Source organism: Methyloversatilis universalis EHg5 (assembly GCF_000378945.1).
Classification (GTDB): domain Bacteria; phylum Pseudomonadota; class Gammaproteobacteria; order Burkholderiales; family Rhodocyclaceae; genus Methyloversatilis; species Methyloversatilis universalis_A.
The window spans coordinates 975,195-996,470 of sequence record NZ_KB900539.1 but is presented as its reverse complement, the minus strand read 5'-3'; the positions used below and the strand labels follow the sequence as shown (position 1 = coordinate 996,470).

Below are 21,276 nucleotides of genomic sequence, written 5' to 3'. Positions count from 1 at the left end.
TTAAGGAAACACACCGGACACCATGCCCATGCCGACCCTGCAGATCGAATCCTTCTTCGACCCGGCCACCAGCACGGTGAGCCATCTGGTGCTCGACCCGGACAGCCGCGCCTGCGCGGTGATCGACAGCGTGCTCGATTTCGATCCGAAATCCGGCCGCACCTCGACCGCCTCGGCCGAGCGCATCGCGGCGCGCATCCGCGCGCTCGATGCCCGGGTCGAGTGGATACTGGAAACCCATGTCCATGCCGACCACCTGTCGGCCGCGCCCTGGCTGCAGCAGCAGTTCGGCGGCCGGCTGGGCATAGGCGAGCACATCGCCACCGTGCAGGCGGTGTTCGGCCGGCTGTTCAACGCCGGCCGCGACTTCGCGCGCGACGGCAGCCAGTTCGACCACCTGTTCCGCGATGGCGAACACTTCACCATCGGCAACCTGCAGGCCGAGGCGCTGCACACCCCCGGCCACACGCCGGCCTGCATGAGCTACCGCATCGGCGACGCGGTATTCGTCGGCGACACCCTGTTCATGCCGGACTACGGCAGCGCCCGCTGCGATTTCCCGGGCGGTGACGCGCGCACGCTGTACCGCTCGGTGCAGCGCCTGCTCGCGCTGCCGCCGGACACCCGTCTGCTGCTCTGCCACGACTATTCGCCCGGCGGCCGCGCACCGTGCTGGGAAAGCACGGTGGCCGACCAGCGTGCGCACAACATCCATGTGCACGAAGGCGTGTCGGAAGAGGATTTCGCCGCCATGCGCACCGCACGCGATGCCACGCTGGACACGCCGGTGCTCATGCTGCCGTCGGTTCAGGTCAATATGCGGGCCGGCCACCTGCCGCCAGCCGAAGACAACGGCGTGCGCTACCTGAAGATTCCGCTCGATGCCCTCTGAACGTCACCGATTCTGACCCGATGCTGACCGGCTCCACCTCGCGCCTCGCCCGCTGGCTGCCGCTGCTCGCCTGGGCGCCGCGCTACGACCGCAGCACGCTGTCGGCCGACCTGCTGGCAGCGGCCATCGTCACGCTGATGCTGATTCCGCAGAGCCTGGCCTACGCCCAGCTCGCCGGCCTGCCGCCGCAGGTCGGGCTGTACGCCAGCATCGCGCCGCTGTGCGCCTACGCACTGTTCGGCAGCAGCCACGCGCTGTCGGTCGGCCCGGTGGCCATCGTGTCGCTGATGACCGCCGCGGCGGTCGGCAGCCTCGGCCTGGTCGACCCGGCGCTGCGACTGCAGGCGGCGCTGACGCTGGCCTTCCTGTCCGGCCTGATGCTGGTGCTGATGGGCGCGCTGCGCCTCGGATTCCTGGCCAGCTTCCTGAGCCACCCGGTGGTGTCCGGCTTCGTCACCGCCTCGTCGCTGCTGATCGCGCTGAGCCAGGTGAAGCACCTGCTGGGCATTGCCGGCAGCGGCGACACGCTGCCCGCGCTGCTGGGCAGTCTGGCGGCGCACATCTCCGACCTCCACGGTCCGACCGCCGCGCTCGGGCTGGGCGTGACCGTGCTGCTCCTGCTCGCACGCAGCCGGCTGCGGCCGCTGCTGATGCGCGCCGGCCTGTCGCCGCGCGCCGCCGACATCTGGACCCGCGCCGCGCCGGTGCTGGCCGTGCTCGCCAGCACGCTGCTGAGCTGGGCCGTCGGTCTGGAAGCGGCCGGCGTGCGCACCGTAGGCCTCATTCCGGCCGGCCTGCCGCCGCTCACGCTGCCTTCGGCCGACCCGGAGCTGCTCGCCCGGCTGGCACTGCCGGCGCTGCTGATCAGCGTGATCGGCTTCGTCGAATCGGTGTCGGTGGCGCAGACCTTTGCCGCCAAGCGGCGGCTGCGCATCGAGCCGGACCGCGAACTGGTCGGGCTGGGGGCGGCCAATGTGGCCGCGGCGGTGACCGGCGGCTATCCGGTGACCGGCGGTTTCGCGCGTTCGGTGGTCAATTTCGAAGCCGGTGCGGCCACCCCGGCGGCCGGTGCCTATACCGCGGCCGGCATCGCGCTGGCCACGCTCACGCTGACACCGCTGCTGCGCCACCTGCCGCAGGCCACGCTGGCGGCCACCATCGTGGTGGCGGTCAGTTCGCTGATCGACACCACGACGCTGCGCCGCACCTGGCGCAGCTCACCGGCCGACTGCGCAGCGCTGGTGACCACGCTTGGGGTCACGCTGTTCGCCGGGGTCGAGAGCGGCGTCGGCGCCGGCGTGGCGCTGTCGCTGCTTACGCTGCTGTGGCACGCCAGCCGGCCGCACATGGCGGTGGTCGGCCGGGTGCCGGGCACCGAGCACTACCGCAATGTCGAACGGCACGCGGTGGACACCGATCCGTCGCTGATCGGCCTGCGCGTCGACGAAGGCCTGAACTTCATGAACGCCCGCCAGGTGGAAGACCGCATCCTGGCGCTGGTGGCTGCACAGCCGGCAGTGCATCACGTGGTGCTGCTGTGCTCGGCGGTCAATGACATCGACGCCAGTGCGCTGGAAATGCTGGAAAGCGTGGCGCACCGGCTGGCCGACATGGGCGTGCTGCTGCACCTGTCGGAAGTGAAGGGGCCGGTGATGGACAGGCTGGAACGCACCGACCTGCTGGCCCATCTGGGCGGCCGGGTGTTCCTGTCACATCACGCGGCGGTCACCGCCCTGACTGCCGCATCTGATCCACCGCGGCCCTGAAGCGACGGCGCAGCTCTTCGGTCGGCTGGCCCTTGGCCTGCGCCTCCTGCAGGGCGCGCAGGATGTCGATCGCACCGGCGTCGGCGGCCAGGGTCTGAGCAGCCGGCGTAGCGCCGCCGGCCACCAGTTCGGCGCGTTCGCCGCCGGCCTTGCTGCCGCCACTGCTTCCACGTTTCGCGGAAATGACCAGCGCCGAGGGCGCGGCCTTCACCGTCTGCTTGGCCGATGCCTTGCGGTGCGACTCGACCGCCGCCATGAACTGGCGGCGCAGCGCGTCGGTCGGCTTGCCCTGGGCTTCGGCCTGACGCAGCTTCTTCAGCAGTTCGCTCACTTCGGGCGGCGCCGGGATGGAGGCCTGCGGCGGCAGCGGTGCGGGCTGGGCCGGCAGCGCCGGCGCGCTGACCGCCTCCGCCACGTTTTCCGGCGGCGCCACCAGCGTGGCCATCTTCAGCCGGTTGTAGCGCAGCGCCCAGGCCAGCGCGTTTTCGCCGCGGTCAGACACCGCAGTGGTGCTGGCACCGGCATCGACCAGCGTCTTCGCGATGCCTTCGTTCCCTTCACGCACCGCCATCATCAGCGGCGTGGCCAGATTGGGCGCGCGGGCGTCGATCTTCGCACCGCGTGCGACCAGCAGATCGACGATGCGAGGCTTGCCGGCGAAGGCCGCGTAATGCAGCGCGCTCCAGGTCCGGTCCGGCGGGTCCAGCGACGCCCCCTGTTCGATCAGCCACTCGACCGCCTTCTGGTGTCCTTTCCAGGCGGCCAGCGCAATCGCCTGTTCGCCGATGCGGCTCACGTAGTTGATGTTGGCGCCGCGCTCGATGAACAGCTGCATCAGCGGGATATTGCCTTCGCCGGCAGCGATCATCAGGCCGCTGCCGGTCACGTCGGCTTCGAAATCGGGCGGCATGCCCTCGTCCAGCCAGCGGCGGGCGGAACGGATGTCGCCCAGTTCGATCGCGCGGCCGAAGCCGGCAGGGTCAGGCAGTTCGGCCTGGGCCGAACTCAGGAAGAAGGCGGCGCTGACAGCGAGCAGCGCACGTGCTGCGGTATTCAAATGCAAGGTCCTCTCGGAGCAGTGTGGAAGCGCGCCTGACGGCGCAATATCGGGTACGCAGCATGCCGCATCATCGTTACCGGACGCTTCGCGGGCACGGTCCGGCGCCGCGACTGCGGCACAATGCGCGCAAGTGTAGCCACCCCGCCTTACGGTTTGTCCCGCCTGAAACTTCCTTTCGCACTTGCGCTGTCCGCCCTGGTGCACGCCCTGCTGATGTTCTGGCCCGCGCCGGTCGATCAGGCCGCCCCGGCGCGCCCGGCCTTGCAGGCCCGGCTGCAGCCGCCACCGCAGGTGCCGGCACCCGAGGTGACGGAGGCCGCTCCGCTGCTGAAGGACACCCTCACCGAACAGCCGGCGGACGCGCCGCCCGCCCCGGCCGCGGTACAGGCCGCCCGGCCCTCGCCCGTTTCCGGCGCGCGGGCGCGCGAACGTGCGCAGCGTCAGCTGAACCGCCATGTGTTCTACCCGCAGGAGGCGATAGACCGCGGTCTGGAAGGTGAAGTGAAACTGCGTCTGCTGCTCGACGAACGCGGCCGGGTGATCGAGGCGGCCGTGCTGGCCGGCAGCGGTCATGCGGTGCTGGACCGGGCGGCACTGGACGCCGCACGCCAGATCGGCCGGCTGGAGGCCGGCGGCGCACGCGAACTGCTGCTGCCGGTGGTATTCAGGCTGGACTAGTCAGCCGCAGGCAGCCGCCGGATTCAGGCGGGTTCGTCGTCCGGCGGCAGTTCGGGCGTGGCGTCGGGCACGCGGTATTCCTCGTTCGCCCAGGCGCCGAAATCCACCTGCTTGCAGCGCGGGCTGCAGAACGGACGCGCCGGATTGGCGGGCGCGAACAGCGCAGGCTGGCCGCAGCGTGGACAGGCGACCATGCGCCCTTCCGGATTCTTCGGGGTGCTCACAGATTGCAGAAGGTCAGTTCGAAGGCGACATCGGCGTCGGCCACGCGCGGCCGTGCATGACCGCCGGGGGCGATGAAGCGGATGTTGAGCGCGTACTTGTTGGCGCTGATTTCAGGGGTGAAGGGCTCGTTCTGCTCGACCCGCAGACGCAGCATCTGCGCCGACTTGCCGCCCATCATCATCTGGAAGGCGCCGTTGCCGGCGATCTGCCGCTCCGGCCGGCCGCTGGCGCGCAGCAGACGCAGCACGATGGTGAGGCCGTCGCGTATCGGCAGCATGGGATTGAGCCAGCCGGCCAGATCGGCCTGGCGGGCCGAAGCGTCGCGGTGACGCCAGTAGTGGTAGGACGGCAGATCGAATTCGCACAGCCCGCCGGGGATGGCGGCGCGGCTCTTGATGCTCATGAGCCACTCGTTCTCGCGCAGGTACTGGCCGATCTTGCCGGCCATGGCCAGCAGCGCGGCGCTCGCCTGTTCGATCTCGTACAGCGCGCCGGACAGCGCCTCTTCGGAAATGTCCGGGTTGTTGCGGAAGGTCATCAGCGTCTGGCGCTGACGCTCCAGCTCCTGCACCAGATCGACCTTGAGGTCGGCGCGCGAAGCCACTTCCAGGATTTCGAACAGGCTCACCAGCGCGACATGGTGTTCGTGCGCGCCGTCGCTGCGCATGAAGTGCTGGGTACGCTCGAACAGGTCCTCCAGGCGCAGCAGGGTGCGGATGCGCTCGTTCAGAGGATATTCGTACGTGATCACAGAGGCTTGTCCGATGACAGTTCAAGCAAATTCTGACGATTTTGACTGAAAAGCCGCACCGTCACAACGCGTTTGCAGAGATTTGGCGTGCCGACGCCGTGTGAATCCGGTACACGCCTCATGTGCGGCGTGCGGCCGCCAGGGCCAGGTAGTGCCGGTGCAGCGCGTCGACACGTTCGCCCAGGGCCTGCAGACCGGCTGCGTTGTCGATCACGTCGTCGGCCGCCGCCAGCCGCTGCGCACGCGTGGCCTGGGCTGCGATGATGCGATCCACCTCCTCCGCCGCCAGCCCGCTGCGTGCCATCACCCGGGCGCGCTGCACTTCGGGCGGGCAATCGACCACCAGCACCCGGTCGCAGCGCGTCGACCAGTCGCCAGACTCGATCAGCAGCGGCACCGCCAGCACGATGTAGGGCGCATCGCTGGCGGCGACCTGACGACTGGATTCCGCGCGGATGAGTGGATGCAGGATGGCTTCGAGCCGGCTGCGTTCGGCCGGGTCGGCGAACACGCGGGCCCGCATGCGCGCACGGTCGAGCGCGCCGTCTGCGGTGGCGATGTCATCGCCGAACGCGGCACGCAGGGCCGGCATGGCCTCGCCGCCGGCTGCGGTCAGTGCGTGTGCAATCGCGTCGGTGTCGACCAGCCGGGCGCCGCGCACGACGAACAGATCGGCCACCGTGCTCTTGCCACTGCCGATGCCGCCGGTCAGGCCGACCACGAAGGTCACGGGCAGTCCGCCGCGTCCACGCCGTCCGGCACGCCGCCGGCTTCAGCCAGCACCGCCTCGACATCGGCCGCGGCGCCGCGCAGTTCCACCCGCAGCCGGCCGGCCTTCGCTTCGCGCTCGACGATGCGGGCGCTGCGCACGCCCAGCCCCGACAGCCGGGACAGCAGTTCGCGGGCCGACGCTTCGGTCTTGAACAGGCCCAGCGAAATCGCGAATTTCTGGCCGTCTGCGTCCGGCATCAGCGCCATTTCGCGCACGCCCAGCGCCTTCAGTTCGGCCTGCTTGCGCTCGGCCAGTTGCCGGGTCTGCAGGTCCGCGATGTGCACCCACCAGGACGGGCTGCCCGGCTGCTCGCTCTCGCTCAGCTGCACCGGCGGATCGCGGTCGCGCACGCGGGCGGCCAGCGCGTCGGCCTGTTCGCGGCTCAGCCCGGTCAGCATGCGGCAGACCGCCGCCGGGGTGTCGGCATCCGCGTCGGCGTCGGTCGGCCGCGACGACACGGTGGTGACCGCGCCGTCTTCCGCCACGATGCGCAGACGTTCCGGTTCGATCTGGCTGTTCAGACGCAGCGGTTCGGTCTGGCTGCCGCCCAGATGAACAAGGCCGGCGACGAAGGGCCAGAGCACGATATTGACCAGCAGCAGGAGCAGGAAGACGAGACGCATGGGAAGTCAGCAGGCCGCGGATGCGGCGGTGCGGCAGTGATCCGTCATTTCAACACATCCGCCGCGAGCCGGGCCAGCCCGCGCAGCACCAGATTGTCGGCGCGCCGGAGGTCGCCCTCGATGTGAGGCGACAGCGCGTCAGCACCGCCGCCGCTCAGCAGCAGCGTGGCGCTGCTGCCCAGCCGGTCACGCACGCGAGCGATGAGCGCGGCCTGAGCGCCGGCGCAGCCGTTCAGGATGGCGTCATCGGTGTTGCGCGGCCAGTCGGAGGGCGCGCCCTGGGCGTGCGGCAGGTCGGCGGTATTGCGCGCCAGCGATTCCAGCATCAGATGCAGGCCGGGCAGGATGTAGCCGCCGAGAAAGCGGTCGGCCTCGTCCAGCGCGTCCACCGTTGTGGCGGTGCCGGCGGTGGCCACCACCAGCGGCCCGGCCACCAGCGTGCGCGCGCCGATCAGCGCCACCCAGCGGTCGGCGCCGAGCTGGGCCGGGCGTTCGTACAGATTGGTGAGGCCAGCCGCCTGTTCGCCGGAACGGATGCGGTGCACCGCGCAGCCCGACGGCAGCGCCGCCCGCAGCGCGGCATCGACCGCATCGCCGGCCACGCAGGTGTACAGCGCCGCGGTGGCACCGCGCCAGGCGGACGCGAGCGGCGCGCCATCGAGGGCGGCCACGTCGATGCCCGCTTCGTCGCCCGGCCGGCCGTCGCGCAGCCAGGCCCACTTGAGCCGGCTGTTGCCGGCGTCGATCAGCAGCACCATGTCAGGACGCCCGCACCGCGCGCAGCGATACGTCGCCGGCCAGCACCCGCTCGATGCGGTCGCCGCAGTCCAGGCGCAGCGCGCCATCCAGGTCTGCGCCGAGGCAGATGCCGGACAGCGCGTGCAGATCGCCCTGCACCTCGACCGGCAGGCCGGCGTGCAGATTGAGCGTATTCCAGCGATCGACGAAGGCGGCGAAGCCCTGCGTCTCGAAAACGGCGAGAGCGGCAGCCAGTGCGTCCAGCAGCGCGGCAGCGATGCGCAGCCAGTCTTCGCGCGGCGGCGTGGTGTCGAACAGCGCGACCGGCACATGGGTGTAGCGCCCGGCCGGTGGCGGTGCCAGATTGAGGCCGATGCCGATCACTGCGTCGGTGTGGGCGGCCGAGGAGGACAGTTCGATCAGCACGCCGCCGAGCTTGCCGGCGCCGTGACCGGCGTCGCGCATCAGGTCGTTCGGCCATTTCAGCGCCAGTCCGCCCACACCCTGCTGCGCCAGCGCCTCGGCCAGCGCCACGCCGACCGCGAGGCTGAGGCCGGAGAGCCGGTCGGCACGCAGCGGGAAACGCCAGCCCAGCGAAAAGGTGAGGCTGTCGCCCGGACGGGCCGCCCAGTCGCGTCCGCGCCGACCGCGGCCGGCGCTCTGTTCCAGCGCGAACAGCGCGCGCGGCTGGCCGTCACGCCATTCGAGCAGATCTGAATTGGTGCTGCCGGTGCAGGCCACCACATCGATGCCGGCATCGGCGGGCAGCGCGGGCGCACGGGCGCGCAGCGCCTGTGCGAGCAGAAGAAGGTCGTCGGCGGTCATGCGCGGATTGTAGCTGCGCCGCCGCCCGAGCCGGGCCCTACTCGGCCTCGCCGTCGACGTCGCGACCGCCTTCGATATTGAGTTCCTGGATCTTGCGGGTAATGGTATTGCGACCAATGCCCAGCAACTGGGCCGATTCGATGCGCCGGCCACCGGTGCTGGCGAGCGCGCGCCGGATCAGCGTGCGCTCGAATTCCTGCACCAGATGGTCGAACAGCGCCGGCTGCTTGACCGCGATCAGCCGGTCCACCTCGGCTGCCAGCGCTCCCGCCCAGTCACCGGTGGATTCGCGCGCCGGCTGCGCGCGCAGTTCGGCCGGCAGATCCTTCACATCCACCGCCTGGCCGGGCGCCATCACGGTGAGCCAGTGACACAGGTTTTCCAGCTGCCGGACATTGCCGGGGAAATCCAGGCCTTGCAGATAGCGCATGGCCGGCTCGGACAGGCGCTTGGCTTCGACCCCCAGTTCCTGCGCGCTCTTGGTCATGAAGTGCTGGGCCAGCAGCACGATGTCTTCGCGCCGCTCGCGCAGCGGCGGAATGCGCAGCCGGATCACGTTGAGCCGGTGGAACAGATCCTCGCGGAACAGGCCCTGCTTCACCCGGTCTTCCAGATTCTGGTGGGTGGCGGCGATCACCCGCACGTTCGACTTGATTGGCGAATGGCCGCCGACCCGGTAGAACTGGCCGTCGGACAGCACGCGCAGCAGGCGGGTCTGCAGTTCCGGCGGCATGTCGCCGATTTCGTCCAGAAACAGCGTGCCGCCGTCGGCCTGTTCGAAACGGCCGCGACGGGTGGCAGTGGCGCCGGTGAAGGCGCCGCGCTCGTGACCGAACAGCTCCGATTCCAGCAGGTCGCGCGGAATGGCCGCGGTATTGATCGCGATGAAGGGCGCGTCACGGCGCGGGCTGTGACGGTGCAGCGCGCGTGCGACCAGCTCCTTGCCGGTGCCGGATTCGCCATTGATCAGCACCGTCGCATGGCTCTGGGCAAGCCGGCCGATGGCGCGGAACACGTCCTGCATCGACGCCGCCTTGCCGAGAATTTCCGGCGCCATGTCGGCTTCGACCGGCGCCCCACCCTGGTGCATGCTCTCTTCGATCGCGCGCCGAACCAGTTCGATCGCGTGGTCCACGTCGAAAGGCTTGGGCAGGTATTCGAAGGCGCCGCCCTGGAAAGCGGCGACCGCACTGTCGAGATCGGAGTAGGCGGTCATGATGATGACCGGCAGGCTGGGGTGGCGGGCCTTCACCTTCTCCAGCAGCGTGAGGCCGGACTCACCCGGCATGCGGATGTCCGACAGCAGCACCTGAGGCTGACCGCCGCCGTCCATCGCATCCAGCGCTTCCTGCGCGCTGGAATAGGCCTCGAAAGGAATGGATTCGCGGGCAAGGGCCTTTTCCAGCACCCAACGTATCGAGCGGTCGTCATCGACTATCCAGACCGGGTTCATGGCTTCTCCGTCGTGCCCTGTTTGAAGGGCAGCAGTATTGTGAATACAGTGTGGCCAGGCCGGCTCTGCACCTCGATGGTGCCGTGGTGCTGGTGCACGAAGCTCTGCGCGAGCGTCAGCCCGAGACCGGTGCCGCCATCGCGGCCGGATACCAGCGGGTAGAAGATGCGATCGAGCAGTTCCTCGGGAATGCCGGGGCCGTTGTCGATCACTTGCAATTCGAGTGCCAGCTTGTGCCGGCGCTTCACCAGCGTGGCCTGACGGTAGGCGCGGGTGCGCAGCCGGATCTCGCCTTCGCCGTGCATCGCCTGCGCCGCATTGCGCGCGATGTTCAGAACCACCTGGATGAGCTGTTCGCGGTCGGCGACCAGCTCCGGCAGGCTGGTGTCGTAGTCACGCTGCACGCGCACCTTCGGATATTCCGACGCGATCAGCAGCCGCACCCGCTCCAGCACCTCGTGCACGCTCACCGTGGTGACCTGCATCGCGCGGTGCGAATGCAGCAGGCGGTTCATCAGATCCTGCAGCCGGTCGCTTTCCTTGATGATGACCTGGGTATATTCACGCAGCTCCGGCCGCTCAAGCTCGCCTTCGAGCAGCTGGGCCGCGCCGCGTATGCCGCCAAGCGGATTCTTGATTTCGTGCGCGAGGTTGCGGATGAGCTCGCGGTTGGCCTGTTGCTGCTGCAGCAGCTGCTCTTCGCGCGCCACCCGCAGCTGCTGATCGATGGGCCGGAATTCCAGCAGGATGCGGGCGTTCTCGGCCTGCACCGGCGACACCGTGCAGTCCAGCTGCAGCGGTCCGCCGAGCAGTCGCTCGACCGTAAGGTTGTGACCGGTATAGCTCCAGTCGTTGGCCAGCGCGTTGTCGAGCGCACCGTCGAGTCCGTGCGCCACGCCGATCAGGCGCTCGCAGTGCTTGCCCACCAGCTTGACCGCGCTGACGGCGAACAGGTTTTCAGCGGCGGGATTGAGATAGACGATGTGGCGCCCGGCGTCGAGCAGGGCGACCGCACTGGCCAGAAGTTCCAGCCCGTGGAAACGCTCGGGCCAGCGATGCGAGGACAGTCGGGGAGTGGTCGGCGTCATGGCACCGAACCACGCAAGAAGCGAGCCAGAGCGGCTGCGCGATGCCCGGAGGCGTCAGGGCAGCTTGGACAGCTCCTTGCGCAAGGCATCGACATTGCGTTCGTGCAGAGAAACATTGTCCTTCAGCCCCTGGATGCGATCGAGATACTTCTGGTAATTGCGCTCGTCGCCCAGCCGCACCGCCTCGCCGTCGACCAGCGCCTTGCGGGCGGCCTCGAGGCTTTTCGATTCGGTGTCGAGTTCGGCTTCGAGTATGCGACGGCGCTCGCCGTCACGCGCCTTCTGCTGGTCGCCGCTCACGCTGGGAAAGCTGCCGCCGGCATTCGCCGGCTTCGCGGGCGCCGCCGCCGGACCGGGCACCGAACTGACCGGCATTTCACTGGACAGCGTCTTGCAACCGCGCGCATTCGACCTGTCGTTGGTGTAGGTCACGTGACCATCGGGGCCGACGCACTTGAACACGTCGGCATGGGCCGGCAGCGCGCACAGCGCGGCGGCAATGGCGATCAGGAAACGGGAACAGCCTCTGGACATGTGAATCACCGGAACGGGACGTAAGCGGGCCGCGGCAGTGTAGGCCGCGCATACCGGCAGTGACAATGAAAAAGGACGGCAAGTTGCCGTCCTTTTTCGGGACCGGACGCGCACTGCCTGCGTCCGGCTTCAACGCCCCGCGTGCGGCCTGCGCCGACACGCGGTCCGGCAGGGCCGGATCAGAGGCTGTAGTACATGTCGAACTCGACCGGGTGGGTCGTCATGCGGGTGCGGTTGACTTCGCCCATCTTCAGTTCGATGTAGGCAGCGATGAAGTCTTCCGAGAACACGCCGCCCTTGGTCAGGAAGGCATGGTCGGCTTCCAGCGCGGCAAGCGCTTCGTCCAGGCTGGCACACACGGTCGGGATGAGCTTGTCCTCTTCCGGCGGCAGGTCGTACAGGTTCTTGTCAGCCGGATCGCCCGGGTGAATCTTGTTCTGCACGCCGTCCAGACCCGCCATCATCAGTGCGGCGAAGCACAGGTAGGGGTTGGCCAGCGGATCCGGGAAGCGGGTCTCGATGCGGCGGGCCTTGTCCGACGCGACGTGCGGAATGCGGATCGATGCCGAGCGGTTGCGGGCCGAGTAGGCCAGCTTGACCGGTGCTTCGTAGTGCGGAACCAGACGCTTGTACGAGTTGGTACCCGGGTTGGTGATCGCGTTCAGCGCCTTGGCGTGCTTGATGATGCCGCCGATGTAGTACAGCGCGAACTCGGACAGGCCGGCGTAGCCGTTGCCCGCGAACAGGTTCTTGCCATCCTTCCAGATCGACTGGTGCACGTGCATGCCCGAGCCGTTGTCACCGACGATGGGCTTCGGCATGAAGGTCGCGGTCTTGCCGTAGCTGTGGGCGACGTTGTGCACGATGTACTTCAGGGTCTGCGTCCAGTCTGCGCGGCGCACCAGCGTGTTGAACTTGGTACCGATCTCGTTCTGGCCGGCGGTCGCCACTTCGTGGTGATGCACTTCGACCGGGATGCCGACGGCTTCCAGCGCCAGCACCATGGCAGCGCGGATGTCGTTGTGCGAATCGACCGGCGGAACCGGGAAGTAGCCACCCTTCACCGCCGGGCGGTGACCGGTGTTGCCGCTCTCGAACTTGTCACCGGACGACCAGGCGGCTTCTTCCGAGAAGATCTGCACGCGGCAGCCCGACATGTCGATGTTCCACTCGACGCTGTCGAAGATGAAGAATTCGGGTTCCGGGCCAAAGTAGGCGGTGTCGCCCAGACCGGAGGACTTCAGGTAGGCCTCGGCGCGCTTGGCGATCGAGCGCGGGTCGCGGTCGTAGCCCTTGCCGTCGGACGGCTCGACCACGTCACAGCTGATGACCAGCGTGGTTTCGTCGAAGAACGGGTCGATGAAGGCGGTTTCCGGATCCGGCATCAGCAGCATGTCTGAAGCCTGGATGCCCTTCCAGCCGGCGATCGACGAACCATCAAACGCGTGGCCTTCGGTGAACTTGTCAGCGTCGAAGTGGCTGACGGGCACGCCAACGTGCTGTTCCTTGCCGCGGGTGTCGGTGAAACGGAAGTCGACGAACTTGACTTCCTTTTCCTTGATGATGTCGAGAACCTGCTTCGCGGTGGTCATGAATCTCTCCTACGAGGTATGGATGTGCAACGAGTCGGCTTAGGGTCACGACGAACGGCGCGCGGATGCGCATCCGTTCCGGCGCGATCGGCCAGCGTCGGTCACCCGCGCCGGTCATCGCGACTTTGTCCTGCTGCGCGGCTCAGAAGCAGAACCCGTGCCACGCGATTCCTGAAGCCCGATGATTGTGCCACAGGCGGGCACGCAGGCGATGCGATGCACAAAACAAGCGCAGGCGCGCACCAACAGAGGGCGTTCGCACCATGACGACGCACGATTTTGGTGCAAACCACCTGCTGGCGGCGCGCTATATACTTTGAGTCATTCCAAGACGACGGATCAGCGATGACTACGCTCGGACACATACTGGGCCTCGCGCGCGAGCGCGCCCAGCAGCTGCAACTGCCGTACGCCGGCGCACTCACCCCGGCCGAGGCCTGGGAACTGTTGAAACTGGCGCCGGGCGCCCGCATTGTCGACGTACGCACGTCGGCCGAGTGGCAGTGGGTGGGCCAGGTGCCGGACGCGGTGCAGATAGAGTGGAATCTGTCGAACGGACAGCGCAATGCCGACTTCCTGGCCCAGCTGAAGCACCAGGTCGATCCGGAAGCGCTGGTCATGTTCCTGTGCCGCAGCGGCGGCCGTTCTCACGGTGCGGCCACCACCGCGGCGGCGTCCGGTTACGGCAATGCCTACAACATCCTCGAAGGCTTCGAGGGCGATCTGGATGCCAACGGCCACCGGAATACGGTAGGCGGCTGGCGCAAGGCCGGCCTGCCCTGGCGCCAGGGCTGAGCACTCGAGCGGAACACCCCGCAGCACAAGGATTCAAGATGCAAGTCGCCACCATCAGTTTCGACCGCTTCAATGCCCTCGCCGACGACCAGGCGCAGGCGCGCATCCTCGCCGCCCGCGAAAAGCTGGGCAAGCGCGCGGTCATCCTCGGCCACCACTACCAGCGCGAAGACGTGTATCGCCACGCCGACCTGACCGGCGATTCGCTCAAGCTGTCGCGCCTGGCCAGCCAGACCGACGCCGAGTACATCGTGTTCTGCGGCGTGCATTTCATGGCGGAAGTGGCGGACATCATGTCCAAGCCGGAACAGATCGCCATCCTGCCCGACCTCGCCGCCGGCTGTTCGATGGCCGACATGGCCAACCTCGCCAAGGTGGAACGCTGCTGGCGCGAACTGCGCGGCCTGCTCGGCGACGATCCGGACAACACCTTCACGCCGGTCACCTACATCAATTCCGCCGCCGACCTGAAGGCTTTCTGCGGCGAGCACGGCGGCATCGTGTGCACCTCGTCGAACTGCGGCAGCATTCTCGAATGGTCGCTGGCGCGGCGCGAGAAGGTGCTGTTCTTCCCGGACCAGCATCTGGGCCGCTGGACCGGCTACAACATGGGCATTCCGCTGGAAGACATGCAGGTGTGGGACCCGGACCTGGAGAACGGCGGCCTGACCGCCGAACAGGTGGCGAAGGCAAAAATCCTGCTGTGGAAGGGTCACTGCTCGGTACACCAGATGTTCCAGCCCGCACACATCCTGCGCTGGCGCAACCAGAACCCTGACGGCATCGTCATTTCCCATCCGGAAAGCGCGTTCGAAGTGTGCCGCCAGTCCGATTTCGTCGGCTCCACCGAATACATCCTGAAGACGGTGAAGGCCGGCGCGCCGGGTACGAAGTGGCTGGTCGGCACCGAACTGAATCTGGTGAACCGGCTGGCCGAAGAAGTGAAGCACGAAGGCAAGACGGTGCAGTTCATGGCGCCGACCGTGTGCATGTGCTCGACCATGCAGCGCATCGATCCGCAGCACCTGGCCTGGACGCTGGAAAACCTGGTCGAGGGCAATGTGGTCAATCGCATCAGCGTGCCGGCACACGAAGCCGGGCCGGCCAAGCTGGCGATGGACCGCATGCTGGCCGCTTCACCCTGACCTGACCCCCCGCAGGCCCGCCCTCGCATGACCGACCTGCGCATCTGCACCTGGAACATCCACAAGGGTTTCTCGCAGTTCAATCGCCGCATGGTGATCCACGAACTGCGGGAGCGCCTGCGCGCGTTCGGTGCCGACATGGTGTTCCTGCAGGAAGTGCAGGGCCTGCACCACGGCCACGCGCAGCGGCACGCAGACTGGCCGAGCGAACCGCAGTACGAATTCCTCGCCGACCAGGTATGGCCGGCCACCGCCTACGGCCGCAATGCGGTGTATGACCACGGCCACCACGGCAACGCCATCCTGTCACGTCACCCCATCGTGCAGGCGGTGAATCACGATGTGTCGGCCCACCGCTTCGAGCAGCGCGGGCTGCTGCACTGCGTGATCGAACCGTGCGAAGGCCGGCGGGTGCATGCGCTGTGCGTGCACCTCGGTCTGACCGCGCGGGGTCGCGAACAGCAGTACGCCATGCTGGCCGACCACATCCGGCAGAACATCGCGGCCGACGACGCGCTCATCGTCGCCGGCGACTTCAACGACTGGCACAACCGCGCCGAAGACCAGTGGTCACGCGCGCTTGGCCTGCACGAGGCGCACAGCCTGGTGCACGGCCGGCCGGCGCGCAGCTTTCCGGCTGCCTTCCCGCTGCTGCGACTGGACCGCATCTATGTGCGCGGGCTGGATGTCGGCGAAGTGCGGCTGCACTCCGGCCCCCCCTGGTCCCGGGTGTCTGACCACGCGGCGCTGACCGCGCGCCTGACGCCGACCCCGCGATGAGCCGACTGCTGCCCGGCAACGACATCCGGCTGCTGGTGTGCGGCATGCAGTACTTCCCTGCGCTGGAACAGGCGATCGACGCCGCGCGCAGCGAAATCTTCCTGGAAACCTACATCTTCGCCGACGACGAGACCGGCCGGCGGATCGCGGCCGCGCTGGCCCGCGCGGCGCGGCGCGGCGTTCGGGTGCGCGTGCTGGTCGATGGCTTCGGTGCGCGCGAATTCGAGGACACCCACCAGCAGAGCCTGGAGTCGGATGGCGTACACGTGCTCACCTTCCGGCCCGAGGTCGGGCGCCTCAGCTTCCGGCGCAACCGGCTGCGCCGCATGCACCGCAAGATGGCGGTGATCGACGGCGAGATCGGCTTCGTCGGCGGCATCAACATCATCGACGACATGCATACGCCGCATCAGACGCCACCGCGCTTCGACTACGCGGTCAGCGTGCGCGGTCCGCTGGTGACACGCATGCAGGCCGAATGCCAAAAGCTGTGGGAACGGGTGGCCTGGGCCACGTTGCAGTTCCGGCCACGTCTGCCGCGCGCGCCGCACTACGGCCGTCGTCATGCCGGCCGGGTGCGCGCCGCTCTGCTGGTGCGCGACAACCTGCGACACCGGCATGACATCGAGGACGCCTACATGCAGGCCATCGATGCCGCCTATGACGAAATACTGATCGCCAACGCCTACTTCCTGCCCGGCCGCCGCTTCCGGCAGGCGCTGATCGCGGCGGCGGCGCGCGGCGTGAAAGTCACCCTCATCCTGCAGGGCCGGGTCGAGTACGCGCTGCTGCACTACGCGTCGCAGGCGCTGTACGGTTCGCTGCTGTCACAGGGCGTGCGCATCTTCGAATACCGGCGCAGCTTCCTGCACGCGAAGGCGGCGGTGGTCGACCACGACTGGGCCACCGTGGGCTCCAGCAACATCGACCCGTTCAGCCTCATGCTGGCGCGTGAAGCGAATGTGGTGGTGCGCGACGCCGGTTTCGCCGACGAACTGAGACAGAGCCTGCGCGCTGCGGCCCGACACGGCGGACGCGAACTGCGCCACCGTCAGTGGCGCTCGCGCCCGCTGCACGAGCGGGTGCTGCGCTGGCTGGCCTACGGCGTGGTGCGGATGATGATCGGTCTGGCCGGCGAGCGGGTGAGCCGCCACATGCTGAAGAAATCCTGATCCGCCCCGCTCCGTTTCAGGCTGGTTTCAGCCTGGCCGCCTACACTGGCTGCATGAAACCCCGACGCCTCCACCTGCTGTTCGTACTGCCCGCACTGGCGCTGCTGGTATCGCTCGCCGCGGCCGGCCTGCTGCTGTTCCACGCTGGCGACAGCCTGGCCGGCGACGACGCGCAGAAGGCGCGCGCACTGAGCCAGCGCGGCGACATCCTGCCGCTGGAGAAGATTGCCGAACACGCGCGCGCGGCGAAGCCGGGCAAGCTGATCGACATCGAGCTGGAGCAGAAGCACGGCCGGTGGATCTATGAAGCCGAAGTGCTGGACGACGCCGGCCGTGTGTGGGAACTGAAGCTGGACGCGCGCACCGGCAGCGTGCTGAAGATGGAACTGGATGACTGAGGGACGACCGGGGAAGGACTGACATGCGCCTGCTGCTGGCGGAAGACGACGAAGCGCTGGTGGCCGGACTGAAGCCGGCACTCGAGCGCGCCGGATATGCGGTCGACCTCGCCACCGACGGCGTGTTCGCCCAGATGTCGGCGGAATCCATCGATTACGATCTGGTGGTGCTCGACCTCGGCCTGCCGCGGCGCAGCGGCGTCGAGGTGCTGCGCGCCTGGCGGGCGGCACGCCGCAGCATGCCGGTGGTGGTGCTGACCGCACGCGACACCTGGCAGGAAAAGGTTGAGGTGCTGAACGCCGGCGCCGACGACTATGTGTGCAAGCCCTTCCACACCGAAGAACTGCTGGCGCGCATCGCCGCGGTGCTCAAGCGCAGCGCGGCGGTGGCCGCGCCCGGCCCGCTCGCCCGCGGTGCGCTGCGGCTGGACGAAGGCACGCAGAGCGCCACGCTGGATGGCGCGCTCATCACCCTGAGCGGCATCGAATTCCGCCTGCTGCGCTGCTTCATGCTGCACGCCGGTCAGGTGCTGTCGCAGCAGCGCCTCGGCGAACATCTGTACGACCACGAGGCCGAGCACGACAGCAATGTGATCGAGGCCCACATCACCCGGCTGCGCCGCAAGATCGGTCGCGACTGGATACGCACCCGGCGCGGTCAGGGTTATGTGTTCGGCGAGCCGGAGGGCGCGTCATGAGCGGCTCGCTGCGCAGGCGTCTGGCGGGCGGTCTGGCCGCCGGCTTCGTCGTGCTGGCCGGCCTGCAGTGGTGGCTGGCCGGTCTTGCGGTCGAGCGCATGCTGCAGCAGCAGCTCGCACAGCGCCTGCAGCGCGACGCGGAAAACCTGCTGGCCGCGCTGGAACCGGCAGCTGACGGCACGCCGGCGCTCGATGCCAGCCGCATCGGCGGCGAATATCAGCGCCCGTTCTCCGGTCACTACTACCGCATCGTCGCCGACGGCGTCGATCTGTCCTCCCGCTCACTGTGGGACGCAGCGCTCGCACTGCCGGACGACGCTGCGCCGGTCGTGCAGCAGGCGGCCTCCGGCCCCCAGGGCCAGTCGCTGTGGCTGCTGGCTGCACGCTACAAGAAGCACGGTCGCAGCATTCAGATCGCGGTGGCCGAGGACAGCGCCTCGCTGCGGACCGCGCTGCGCGAATGGCATCTGCTGTACGGCGCACTGACCGTGACGGTGCTGGCCCTGGTTCTGGCGGTGCAGCAGTGGCTGCTGCGGCACGCGCTGGCACCGCTGGACACGCTGGGCCGTCAGATGCAGGCGCTGGAGCGCGGCGAGCGCGACACGCTGGACACCGCGCTGCCGGTCGAGATCGCGCCACTGGTCGATCAGTTCAACCGGCTGCTCGGGCAGCTGCTGCGCCGCTCGCGCCGCTCGCGTGACGCGCTGGGCAATCTGGCTCACGCGCTGAAAACCCGGCTGGCGGTGATGGTGCAGGCGGCGGAATCGCCGGAACTGAGCGCACACCCGGACCTGCGGCAGCGGCTGGCGGACAGCGCCGAACTGATGCGCCGTTCGATCGAGCGCGAACTGCGCCGCGCCCGTCTGATGGGCGGCGCCCATCCGGCCCGGCGCAGCAGCGTACACGGCGCGGCCGACGCGCTGTCGCGCACGCTGGCCATCCTGCACGGCGAACGCGCACCGCTCATCGCGCTCGACCTGCCGCCCGGCCTCACGCTGGCGATGGACGAAGAAGACCTGCTGGAGCTGCTGGGCAATCTGATGGACAACGCCTGCACCTGGTGCGAGGGCCGCGTACGCCTGTCGGTCAGCCCGGCCAACGGCGAAGGCAGGGACGACCTGATGCTGACGGTCGAGGATGACGGCCCTGGCTGCCCGCCGGATCAGCTGGAATCGCTGAGTACCCGGGGCTTCCGCGCCCACGAGGCAAAGCCCGGCCACGGCCTGGGCCTGTCCATCGTGCGCGATCTGGTCGACAGCTATGGCGGCGCGCTCGAATTCGGGCGCTCGCCCTCCCTTGGCGGACTGCGCGTCACCGTGCACCTGCCGTCCCGTCTGGCGCTGAGCGCGCCGGCCACCGTGAAGGAGTGATCATGAAAACGTCCACCACCGCCCTGCTGCTCGCCACCGCGCTGCTGCTGTCGGCCCCCGTGCGGGCCGACGATGACGACCTGCCCAAGATGCGCGCCATCGCCGCCGCGATGAAACTGATATCGCTCGAAGACGCCACCGCCAAGGCCCTGGCGGCGAAGCCGGGCACGGTGATCGAAGCCGACCTCGACCGCCGCATGCTTGGCGGCTACGACTACGAATTCGAAATCATCGATGCCGACGGTCAGAACTGGGACGTGCACATCGATGCCCGCGACGGCAAGGTGCGCTCGGTTCGACGTGACTGGTTCGACTGAGATCGGTTGACGAAGGCGGCAGCCATGCTGCCGTGCGGCGGGAACTTGCGCGGGGTCTGACGCACAATGGGGTCTTTCGACCTGCATCAGACGACCATGATGAGTACGCCCACCGACACCCTCACTCACTGGATCGACGGCCAGCGCAGCGCGCTGGACAGTACCCGCACCGCCGACGTGTTCGACCCGGCCCACGGCCGGGTGGCCCGCCAGGTGCTTCTGGCATCGGAAGCGGACGTGAGCCGCGCGGTGGCCAGCGCGGCCGCCGCCCAGCCGGCCTGGGGCGCACTGGCGCCGCAGCGGCGCGCGCGCGTGCTGTTCCGGATGAAGGAACTGGTCGAGCGCCACAGCGCCGACATCGCCCGCCTGATCACGCGCGAGCACGGCAAAACCTTCCCGGACGCGCAGGGCGAGGTGCAGCGCGGGCTGGAGGTGATCGAATTCGCCTGCGGCATTCCGCACCTGCTCAAGGGCCAGTATTCCGACCACGTCGGCGGCGGCATCGCCAACTGGAGCCAGCGCATGCCGCTGGGCGTGACCGCCGGCATCACGCCGTTCAACTTCCCTTTCATGGTGCCGATGTGGATGGCGCCGGTGGCGCTGGCTTGCGGCAACAGCTTCATCCTGAAGCCGTCGGAACGCGACCCGTCGCCCTCGCTGCTGACCGCGGAACTGTTCCGCGACGCCGGCCTGCCGGACGGCGTGTTCAACGTGCTGCAGGGCGACCGCGTCGCGGTCGATGCGCTGCTGACCCACCCGGACGTGCGTGCGGTGAGCTTCGTCGGCTCGACGCCGATCGCCCGCCATATCTTTGAGACCGCGGCGAAGCACGGCAAGCGCGCGCAGGCGCTGGGCGGCGCAAAGAACCACATGGTGGTGATGCCGGACGCCGACATCGACCAGGCGGCCGATGCGCTGATCGGCGCCGCCTACGGTTCGGCCGGCGAGCGCTGCATGGCGATTTCGGTTGCCGTCGCGGTCGGCGACATCGCCGACGCGCTGGTCGAGGCGGTGCGCGTGCGAGCGCAGAAACTGAATATCGGCGATGGCGAAGGCGACGACGTGGACATGGGCCCGGTGGTGACCGCCGCCCACCGCGAACGCATCGTGTCGCTGATCGATGCCGGCATTGCCGAAGGCGCGCAGCTGGTGCTGGACGGCCGCCGCCATACGGTGGGCGGTCGCGAACAGGGCTTCTTCCTCGGCGCCACGCTGTTCGACCGGGTGACACCCGATATGCGCATCTGGAAGGAGGAAATCTTCGGCCCGGTGCTGTGCGTGGTGCGCGCGGCGAATCTGGCGGAGGCGATCGCGCTGGTAAACGGTCACGAGTACGGCAACGGCGTGTCGCTGTACACCCGTGACGGCGCGGCGGCGCGCGAATTCGGCCAGCGCATCGAAGCCGGCATGGTGGGCATCAACGTGCCCATCCCGGTGCCGATGGCCTGGCACTCGTTCGGCGGCTGGAAACAGAGCCTGTTCGGCGACCTGCACGCCTACGGCGAAGAGGGCGTGCGCTTCTACACCCGCTACAAGAGCATCATGCAGCGCTGGCCGGACAGCGGCTCGAAAGGGCCGGAATTCGTGATGCCGGTGAACTGAGG

23 protein-coding genes are annotated in these 21,276 nt (G+C 68.5%); 12 read left to right on the top strand and 11 right to left on the bottom strand.

The window, feature by feature from the left end:
* Nucleotides 1–22: 22 nt before the first annotated feature.
* Both METUNV2_RS0104555 and METUNV2_RS0104550 read left to right on the top strand, forming a co-directional pair.
* Complete coding sequence (locus tag METUNV2_RS0104555; RefSeq protein WP_018228314.1) at nt 23–892, top strand: MBL fold metallo-hydrolase; 870 nt, start codon at nt 23–25, stop codon at nt 890–892.
* Between the two features lie 20 nt (nt 893–912).
* Nucleotides 913–2,658: a SulP family inorganic anion transporter gene (locus METUNV2_RS0104550; protein WP_018228313.1), complete on the top strand. Its 1,746-nt coding sequence runs from the start codon at nt 913–915 to the stop codon at nt 2,656–2,658.
* Here the strand turns inward: METUNV2_RS0104550 and METUNV2_RS0104545 are convergent.
* Nucleotides 2,618–3,715 (bottom strand): ankyrin repeat domain-containing protein, encoded by a 1,098-nt coding sequence (locus METUNV2_RS0104545; RefSeq protein ID WP_018228312.1) that lies wholly within the window; start codon nt 3,713–3,715, stop codon nt 2,618–2,620. The two genes, METUNV2_RS0104550 and METUNV2_RS0104545, sit on opposite strands and share 41 nt — an antisense overlap.
* Before the next feature lie 156 nt (nt 3,716–3,871).
* Here METUNV2_RS0104545 and METUNV2_RS0104540 point away from each other — a divergent pair, with 156 nt between their 5' ends.
* Entirely contained in the window at nt 3,872–4,396 is a 525-nt protein-coding gene (locus METUNV2_RS0104540) for an energy transducer TonB (protein ID WP_018228311.1), read from the top strand.
* Nucleotides 4,397–4,419: 23 nt separating this feature from the next.
* On the opposite strand, the gene METUNV2_RS0104535 is transcribed toward METUNV2_RS0104540, so the two are convergent.
* The 10 genes from METUNV2_RS0104535 to glnA all read right to left on the bottom strand — a co-directional run bounded on the left by METUNV2_RS0104535 (nt 4,420) and on the right by glnA (nt 12,997).
* Complete coding sequence (locus METUNV2_RS0104535; RefSeq protein WP_018228310.1) at nt 4,420–4,590, bottom strand: DNA gyrase inhibitor YacG; 171 nt, start codon at nt 4,588–4,590, stop codon at nt 4,420–4,422.
* A 26-nt stretch (nt 4,591–4,616) separates the two neighbouring features.
* Complete coding sequence (gene zapD / locus METUNV2_RS0104530; RefSeq protein WP_018228309.1) at nt 4,617–5,372, bottom strand: cell division protein ZapD; 756 nt, start codon at nt 5,370–5,372, stop codon at nt 4,617–4,619.
* Nucleotides 5,373–5,490: 118 nt separating this feature from the next.
* Nucleotides 5,491–6,102 (bottom strand): dephospho-CoA kinase, encoded by a 612-nt coding sequence (coaE, locus tag METUNV2_RS0104525; protein ID WP_018228308.1) that lies wholly within the window; start codon nt 6,100–6,102, stop codon nt 5,491–5,493.
* Nucleotides 6,099–6,767 carry an SPOR domain-containing protein gene (locus METUNV2_RS0104520; RefSeq protein WP_018228307.1) on the bottom strand — a complete coding sequence of 223 codons (669 nt, stop codon included), beginning with the start codon at nt 6,765–6,767 and terminating at the stop codon, nt 6,099–6,101. Before METUNV2_RS0104520 ends, coaE begins: the two co-directional genes overlap by 4 nt.
* 44 nt (nt 6,768–6,811) lie before the next feature.
* Nucleotides 6,812–7,525, bottom strand: a complete 714-nt coding sequence (locus METUNV2_RS0104515) for a type III pantothenate kinase (RefSeq protein ID WP_018228306.1) — start codon at nt 7,523–7,525, stop codon at nt 6,812–6,814.
* A 1-nt stretch (nt 7,526) separates the two neighbouring features.
* Nucleotides 7,527–8,330 carry a biotin--[acetyl-CoA-carboxylase] ligase gene (locus tag METUNV2_RS0104510; protein ID WP_018228305.1) on the bottom strand — a complete coding sequence of 268 codons (804 nt, stop codon included), beginning with the start codon at nt 8,328–8,330 and terminating at the stop codon, nt 7,527–7,529.
* A 37-nt stretch (nt 8,331–8,367) separates the two neighbouring features.
* Complete coding sequence (gene ntrC / locus METUNV2_RS0104505; RefSeq protein WP_018228304.1) at nt 8,368–9,783, bottom strand: nitrogen regulation protein NR(I); 1,416 nt, start codon at nt 9,781–9,783, stop codon at nt 8,368–8,370.
* Nucleotides 9,780–10,871: a nitrogen regulation protein NR(II) gene (gene glnL / locus METUNV2_RS0104500; RefSeq protein WP_018228303.1), complete on the bottom strand. Its 1,092-nt coding sequence runs from the start codon at nt 10,869–10,871 to the stop codon at nt 9,780–9,782. Before glnL ends, ntrC begins: the two co-directional genes overlap by 4 nt.
* A 54-nt stretch (nt 10,872–10,925) precedes the next feature.
* Entirely contained in the window at nt 10,926–11,405 is a 480-nt protein-coding gene (locus METUNV2_RS0104495; protein ID WP_018228302.1) for a DUF4124 domain-containing protein, read from the bottom strand.
* 179 nt (nt 11,406–11,584) lie between these two features.
* Complete coding sequence (gene glnA / locus METUNV2_RS0104490; RefSeq protein ID WP_018228301.1) at nt 11,585–12,997, bottom strand: type I glutamate--ammonia ligase; 1,413 nt, start codon at nt 12,995–12,997, stop codon at nt 11,585–11,587.
* 345 nt (nt 12,998–13,342) lie between these two features.
* Between glnA and METUNV2_RS0104485 the strand changes: the two genes are divergently transcribed.
* From METUNV2_RS0104485 to METUNV2_RS0104445, 9 genes are all read left to right on the top strand, one after another.
* Nucleotides 13,343–13,792 (top strand): rhodanese-like domain-containing protein, encoded by a 450-nt coding sequence (locus METUNV2_RS0104485; protein WP_018228300.1) that lies wholly within the window; start codon nt 13,343–13,345, stop codon nt 13,790–13,792.
* A 38-nt stretch (nt 13,793–13,830) separates the two neighbouring features.
* Nucleotides 13,831–14,937, top strand: a complete 1,107-nt coding sequence (gene nadA, locus METUNV2_RS0104480; protein ID WP_018228299.1) for a quinolinate synthase NadA — start codon at nt 13,831–13,833, stop codon at nt 14,935–14,937.
* Between the two features lie 27 nt (nt 14,938–14,964).
* Nucleotides 14,965–15,717 (top strand): endonuclease/exonuclease/phosphatase family protein, encoded by a 753-nt coding sequence (locus METUNV2_RS0104475; RefSeq protein ID WP_018228298.1) that lies wholly within the window; start codon nt 14,965–14,967, stop codon nt 15,715–15,717.
* Nucleotides 15,714–16,889 (top strand): cardiolipin synthase ClsB, encoded by a 1,176-nt coding sequence (gene clsB, locus METUNV2_RS0104470; RefSeq protein ID WP_018228297.1) that lies wholly within the window; start codon nt 15,714–15,716, stop codon nt 16,887–16,889. The genes METUNV2_RS0104475 and clsB overlap by 4 nt, the downstream gene beginning before the upstream one ends.
* Nucleotides 16,890–16,942: 53 nt before the next feature.
* Complete coding sequence (locus METUNV2_RS0104465; protein ID WP_018228296.1) at nt 16,943–17,287, top strand: PepSY domain-containing protein; 345 nt, start codon at nt 16,943–16,945, stop codon at nt 17,285–17,287.
* 23 nt (nt 17,288–17,310) lie between these two features.
* Nucleotides 17,311–17,985 (top strand): response regulator transcription factor, encoded by a 675-nt coding sequence (locus tag METUNV2_RS0104460; RefSeq protein ID WP_018228295.1) that lies wholly within the window; start codon nt 17,311–17,313, stop codon nt 17,983–17,985.
* Nucleotides 17,982–19,355 (top strand): sensor histidine kinase, encoded by a 1,374-nt coding sequence (locus METUNV2_RS0104455; RefSeq protein ID WP_018228294.1) that lies wholly within the window; start codon nt 17,982–17,984, stop codon nt 19,353–19,355. The genes METUNV2_RS0104460 and METUNV2_RS0104455 overlap by 4 nt, the downstream gene beginning before the upstream one ends.
* A gap of 2 nt (nt 19,356–19,357) precedes the next feature.
* A complete protein-coding gene (locus METUNV2_RS0104450; protein ID WP_018228293.1) occupies nt 19,358–19,672 on the top strand; it encodes a PepSY domain-containing protein in 315 nt (104 codons plus the stop codon).
* A 96-nt stretch (nt 19,673–19,768) separates the two neighbouring features.
* The gene (locus tag METUNV2_RS0104445) at nt 19,769–21,274 is read left to right on the top strand and encodes a CoA-acylating methylmalonate-semialdehyde dehydrogenase (protein WP_018228292.1); all 1,506 of its coding nucleotides are present in this window, start codon (nt 19,769–19,771) and stop codon (nt 21,272–21,274) included.
* The last annotated feature ends 2 nt before the right edge of the window (nt 21,275–21,276 follow it).

What these genes read in the sequence shown, in the direction of transcription:
- ntrC (WP_018228304.1), bottom strand. Translation starts at nt 9,783, where the DNA reads ATGAACCCGGTCTGGATAGTCGATGACGACCGCTCGATACGTTGGGTG.
- nadA (WP_018228299.1), top strand. Translation starts at nt 13,831, where the DNA reads ATGCAAGTCGCCACCATCAGTTTCGACCGCTTCAATGCCCTCGCCGAC.
- METUNV2_RS0104455 (WP_018228294.1), top strand. Translation starts at nt 17,982, where the DNA reads ATGAGCGGCTCGCTGCGCAGGCGTCTGGCGGGCGGTCTGGCCGCCGGC.
- METUNV2_RS0104555 (WP_018228314.1), top strand. Translation starts at nt 23, where the DNA reads ATGCCCATGCCGACCCTGCAGATCGAATCCTTCTTCGACCCGGCCACC.
- METUNV2_RS0104475 (WP_018228298.1), top strand. Translation starts at nt 14,965, where the DNA reads ATGACCGACCTGCGCATCTGCACCTGGAACATCCACAAGGGTTTCTCG.
- METUNV2_RS0104450 (WP_018228293.1), top strand. Translation starts at nt 19,358, where the DNA reads ATGAAAACGTCCACCACCGCCCTGCTGCTCGCCACCGCGCTGCTGCTG.
- METUNV2_RS0104535 (WP_018228310.1), bottom strand. Translation starts at nt 4,590, where the DNA reads ATGGTCGCCTGTCCACGCTGCGGCCAGCCTGCGCTGTTCGCGCCCGCC.
- METUNV2_RS0104465 (WP_018228296.1), top strand. Translation starts at nt 16,943, where the DNA reads ATGAAACCCCGACGCCTCCACCTGCTGTTCGTACTGCCCGCACTGGCG.
- METUNV2_RS0104445 (WP_018228292.1), top strand. Translation starts at nt 19,769, where the DNA reads ATGATGAGTACGCCCACCGACACCCTCACTCACTGGATCGACGGCCAG.
- METUNV2_RS0104495 (WP_018228302.1), bottom strand. Translation starts at nt 11,405, where the DNA reads ATGTCCAGAGGCTGTTCCCGTTTCCTGATCGCCATTGCCGCCGCGCTG.
- glnA (WP_018228301.1), bottom strand. Translation starts at nt 12,997, where the DNA reads ATGACCACCGCGAAGCAGGTTCTCGACATCATCAAGGAAAAGGAAGTC.
- METUNV2_RS0104485 (WP_018228300.1), top strand. Translation starts at nt 13,343, where the DNA reads ATGACTACGCTCGGACACATACTGGGCCTCGCGCGCGAGCGCGCCCAG.
- glnL (WP_018228303.1), bottom strand. Translation starts at nt 10,871, where the DNA reads ATGACGCCGACCACTCCCCGACTGTCCTCGCATCGCTGGCCCGAGCGT.
- METUNV2_RS0104550 (WP_018228313.1), top strand. Translation starts at nt 913, where the DNA reads ATGCTGACCGGCTCCACCTCGCGCCTCGCCCGCTGGCTGCCGCTGCTC.
- clsB (WP_018228297.1), top strand. Translation starts at nt 15,714, where the DNA reads ATGAGCCGACTGCTGCCCGGCAACGACATCCGGCTGCTGGTGTGCGGC.
- METUNV2_RS0104520 (WP_018228307.1), bottom strand. Translation starts at nt 6,767, where the DNA reads ATGCGTCTCGTCTTCCTGCTCCTGCTGCTGGTCAATATCGTGCTCTGG.
- METUNV2_RS0104515 (WP_018228306.1), bottom strand. Translation starts at nt 7,525, where the DNA reads ATGGTGCTGCTGATCGACGCCGGCAACAGCCGGCTCAAGTGGGCCTGG.
- METUNV2_RS0104460 (WP_018228295.1), top strand. Translation starts at nt 17,311, where the DNA reads ATGCGCCTGCTGCTGGCGGAAGACGACGAAGCGCTGGTGGCCGGACTG.
- METUNV2_RS0104510 (WP_018228305.1), bottom strand. Translation starts at nt 8,330, where the DNA reads ATGACCGCCGACGACCTTCTTCTGCTCGCACAGGCGCTGCGCGCCCGT.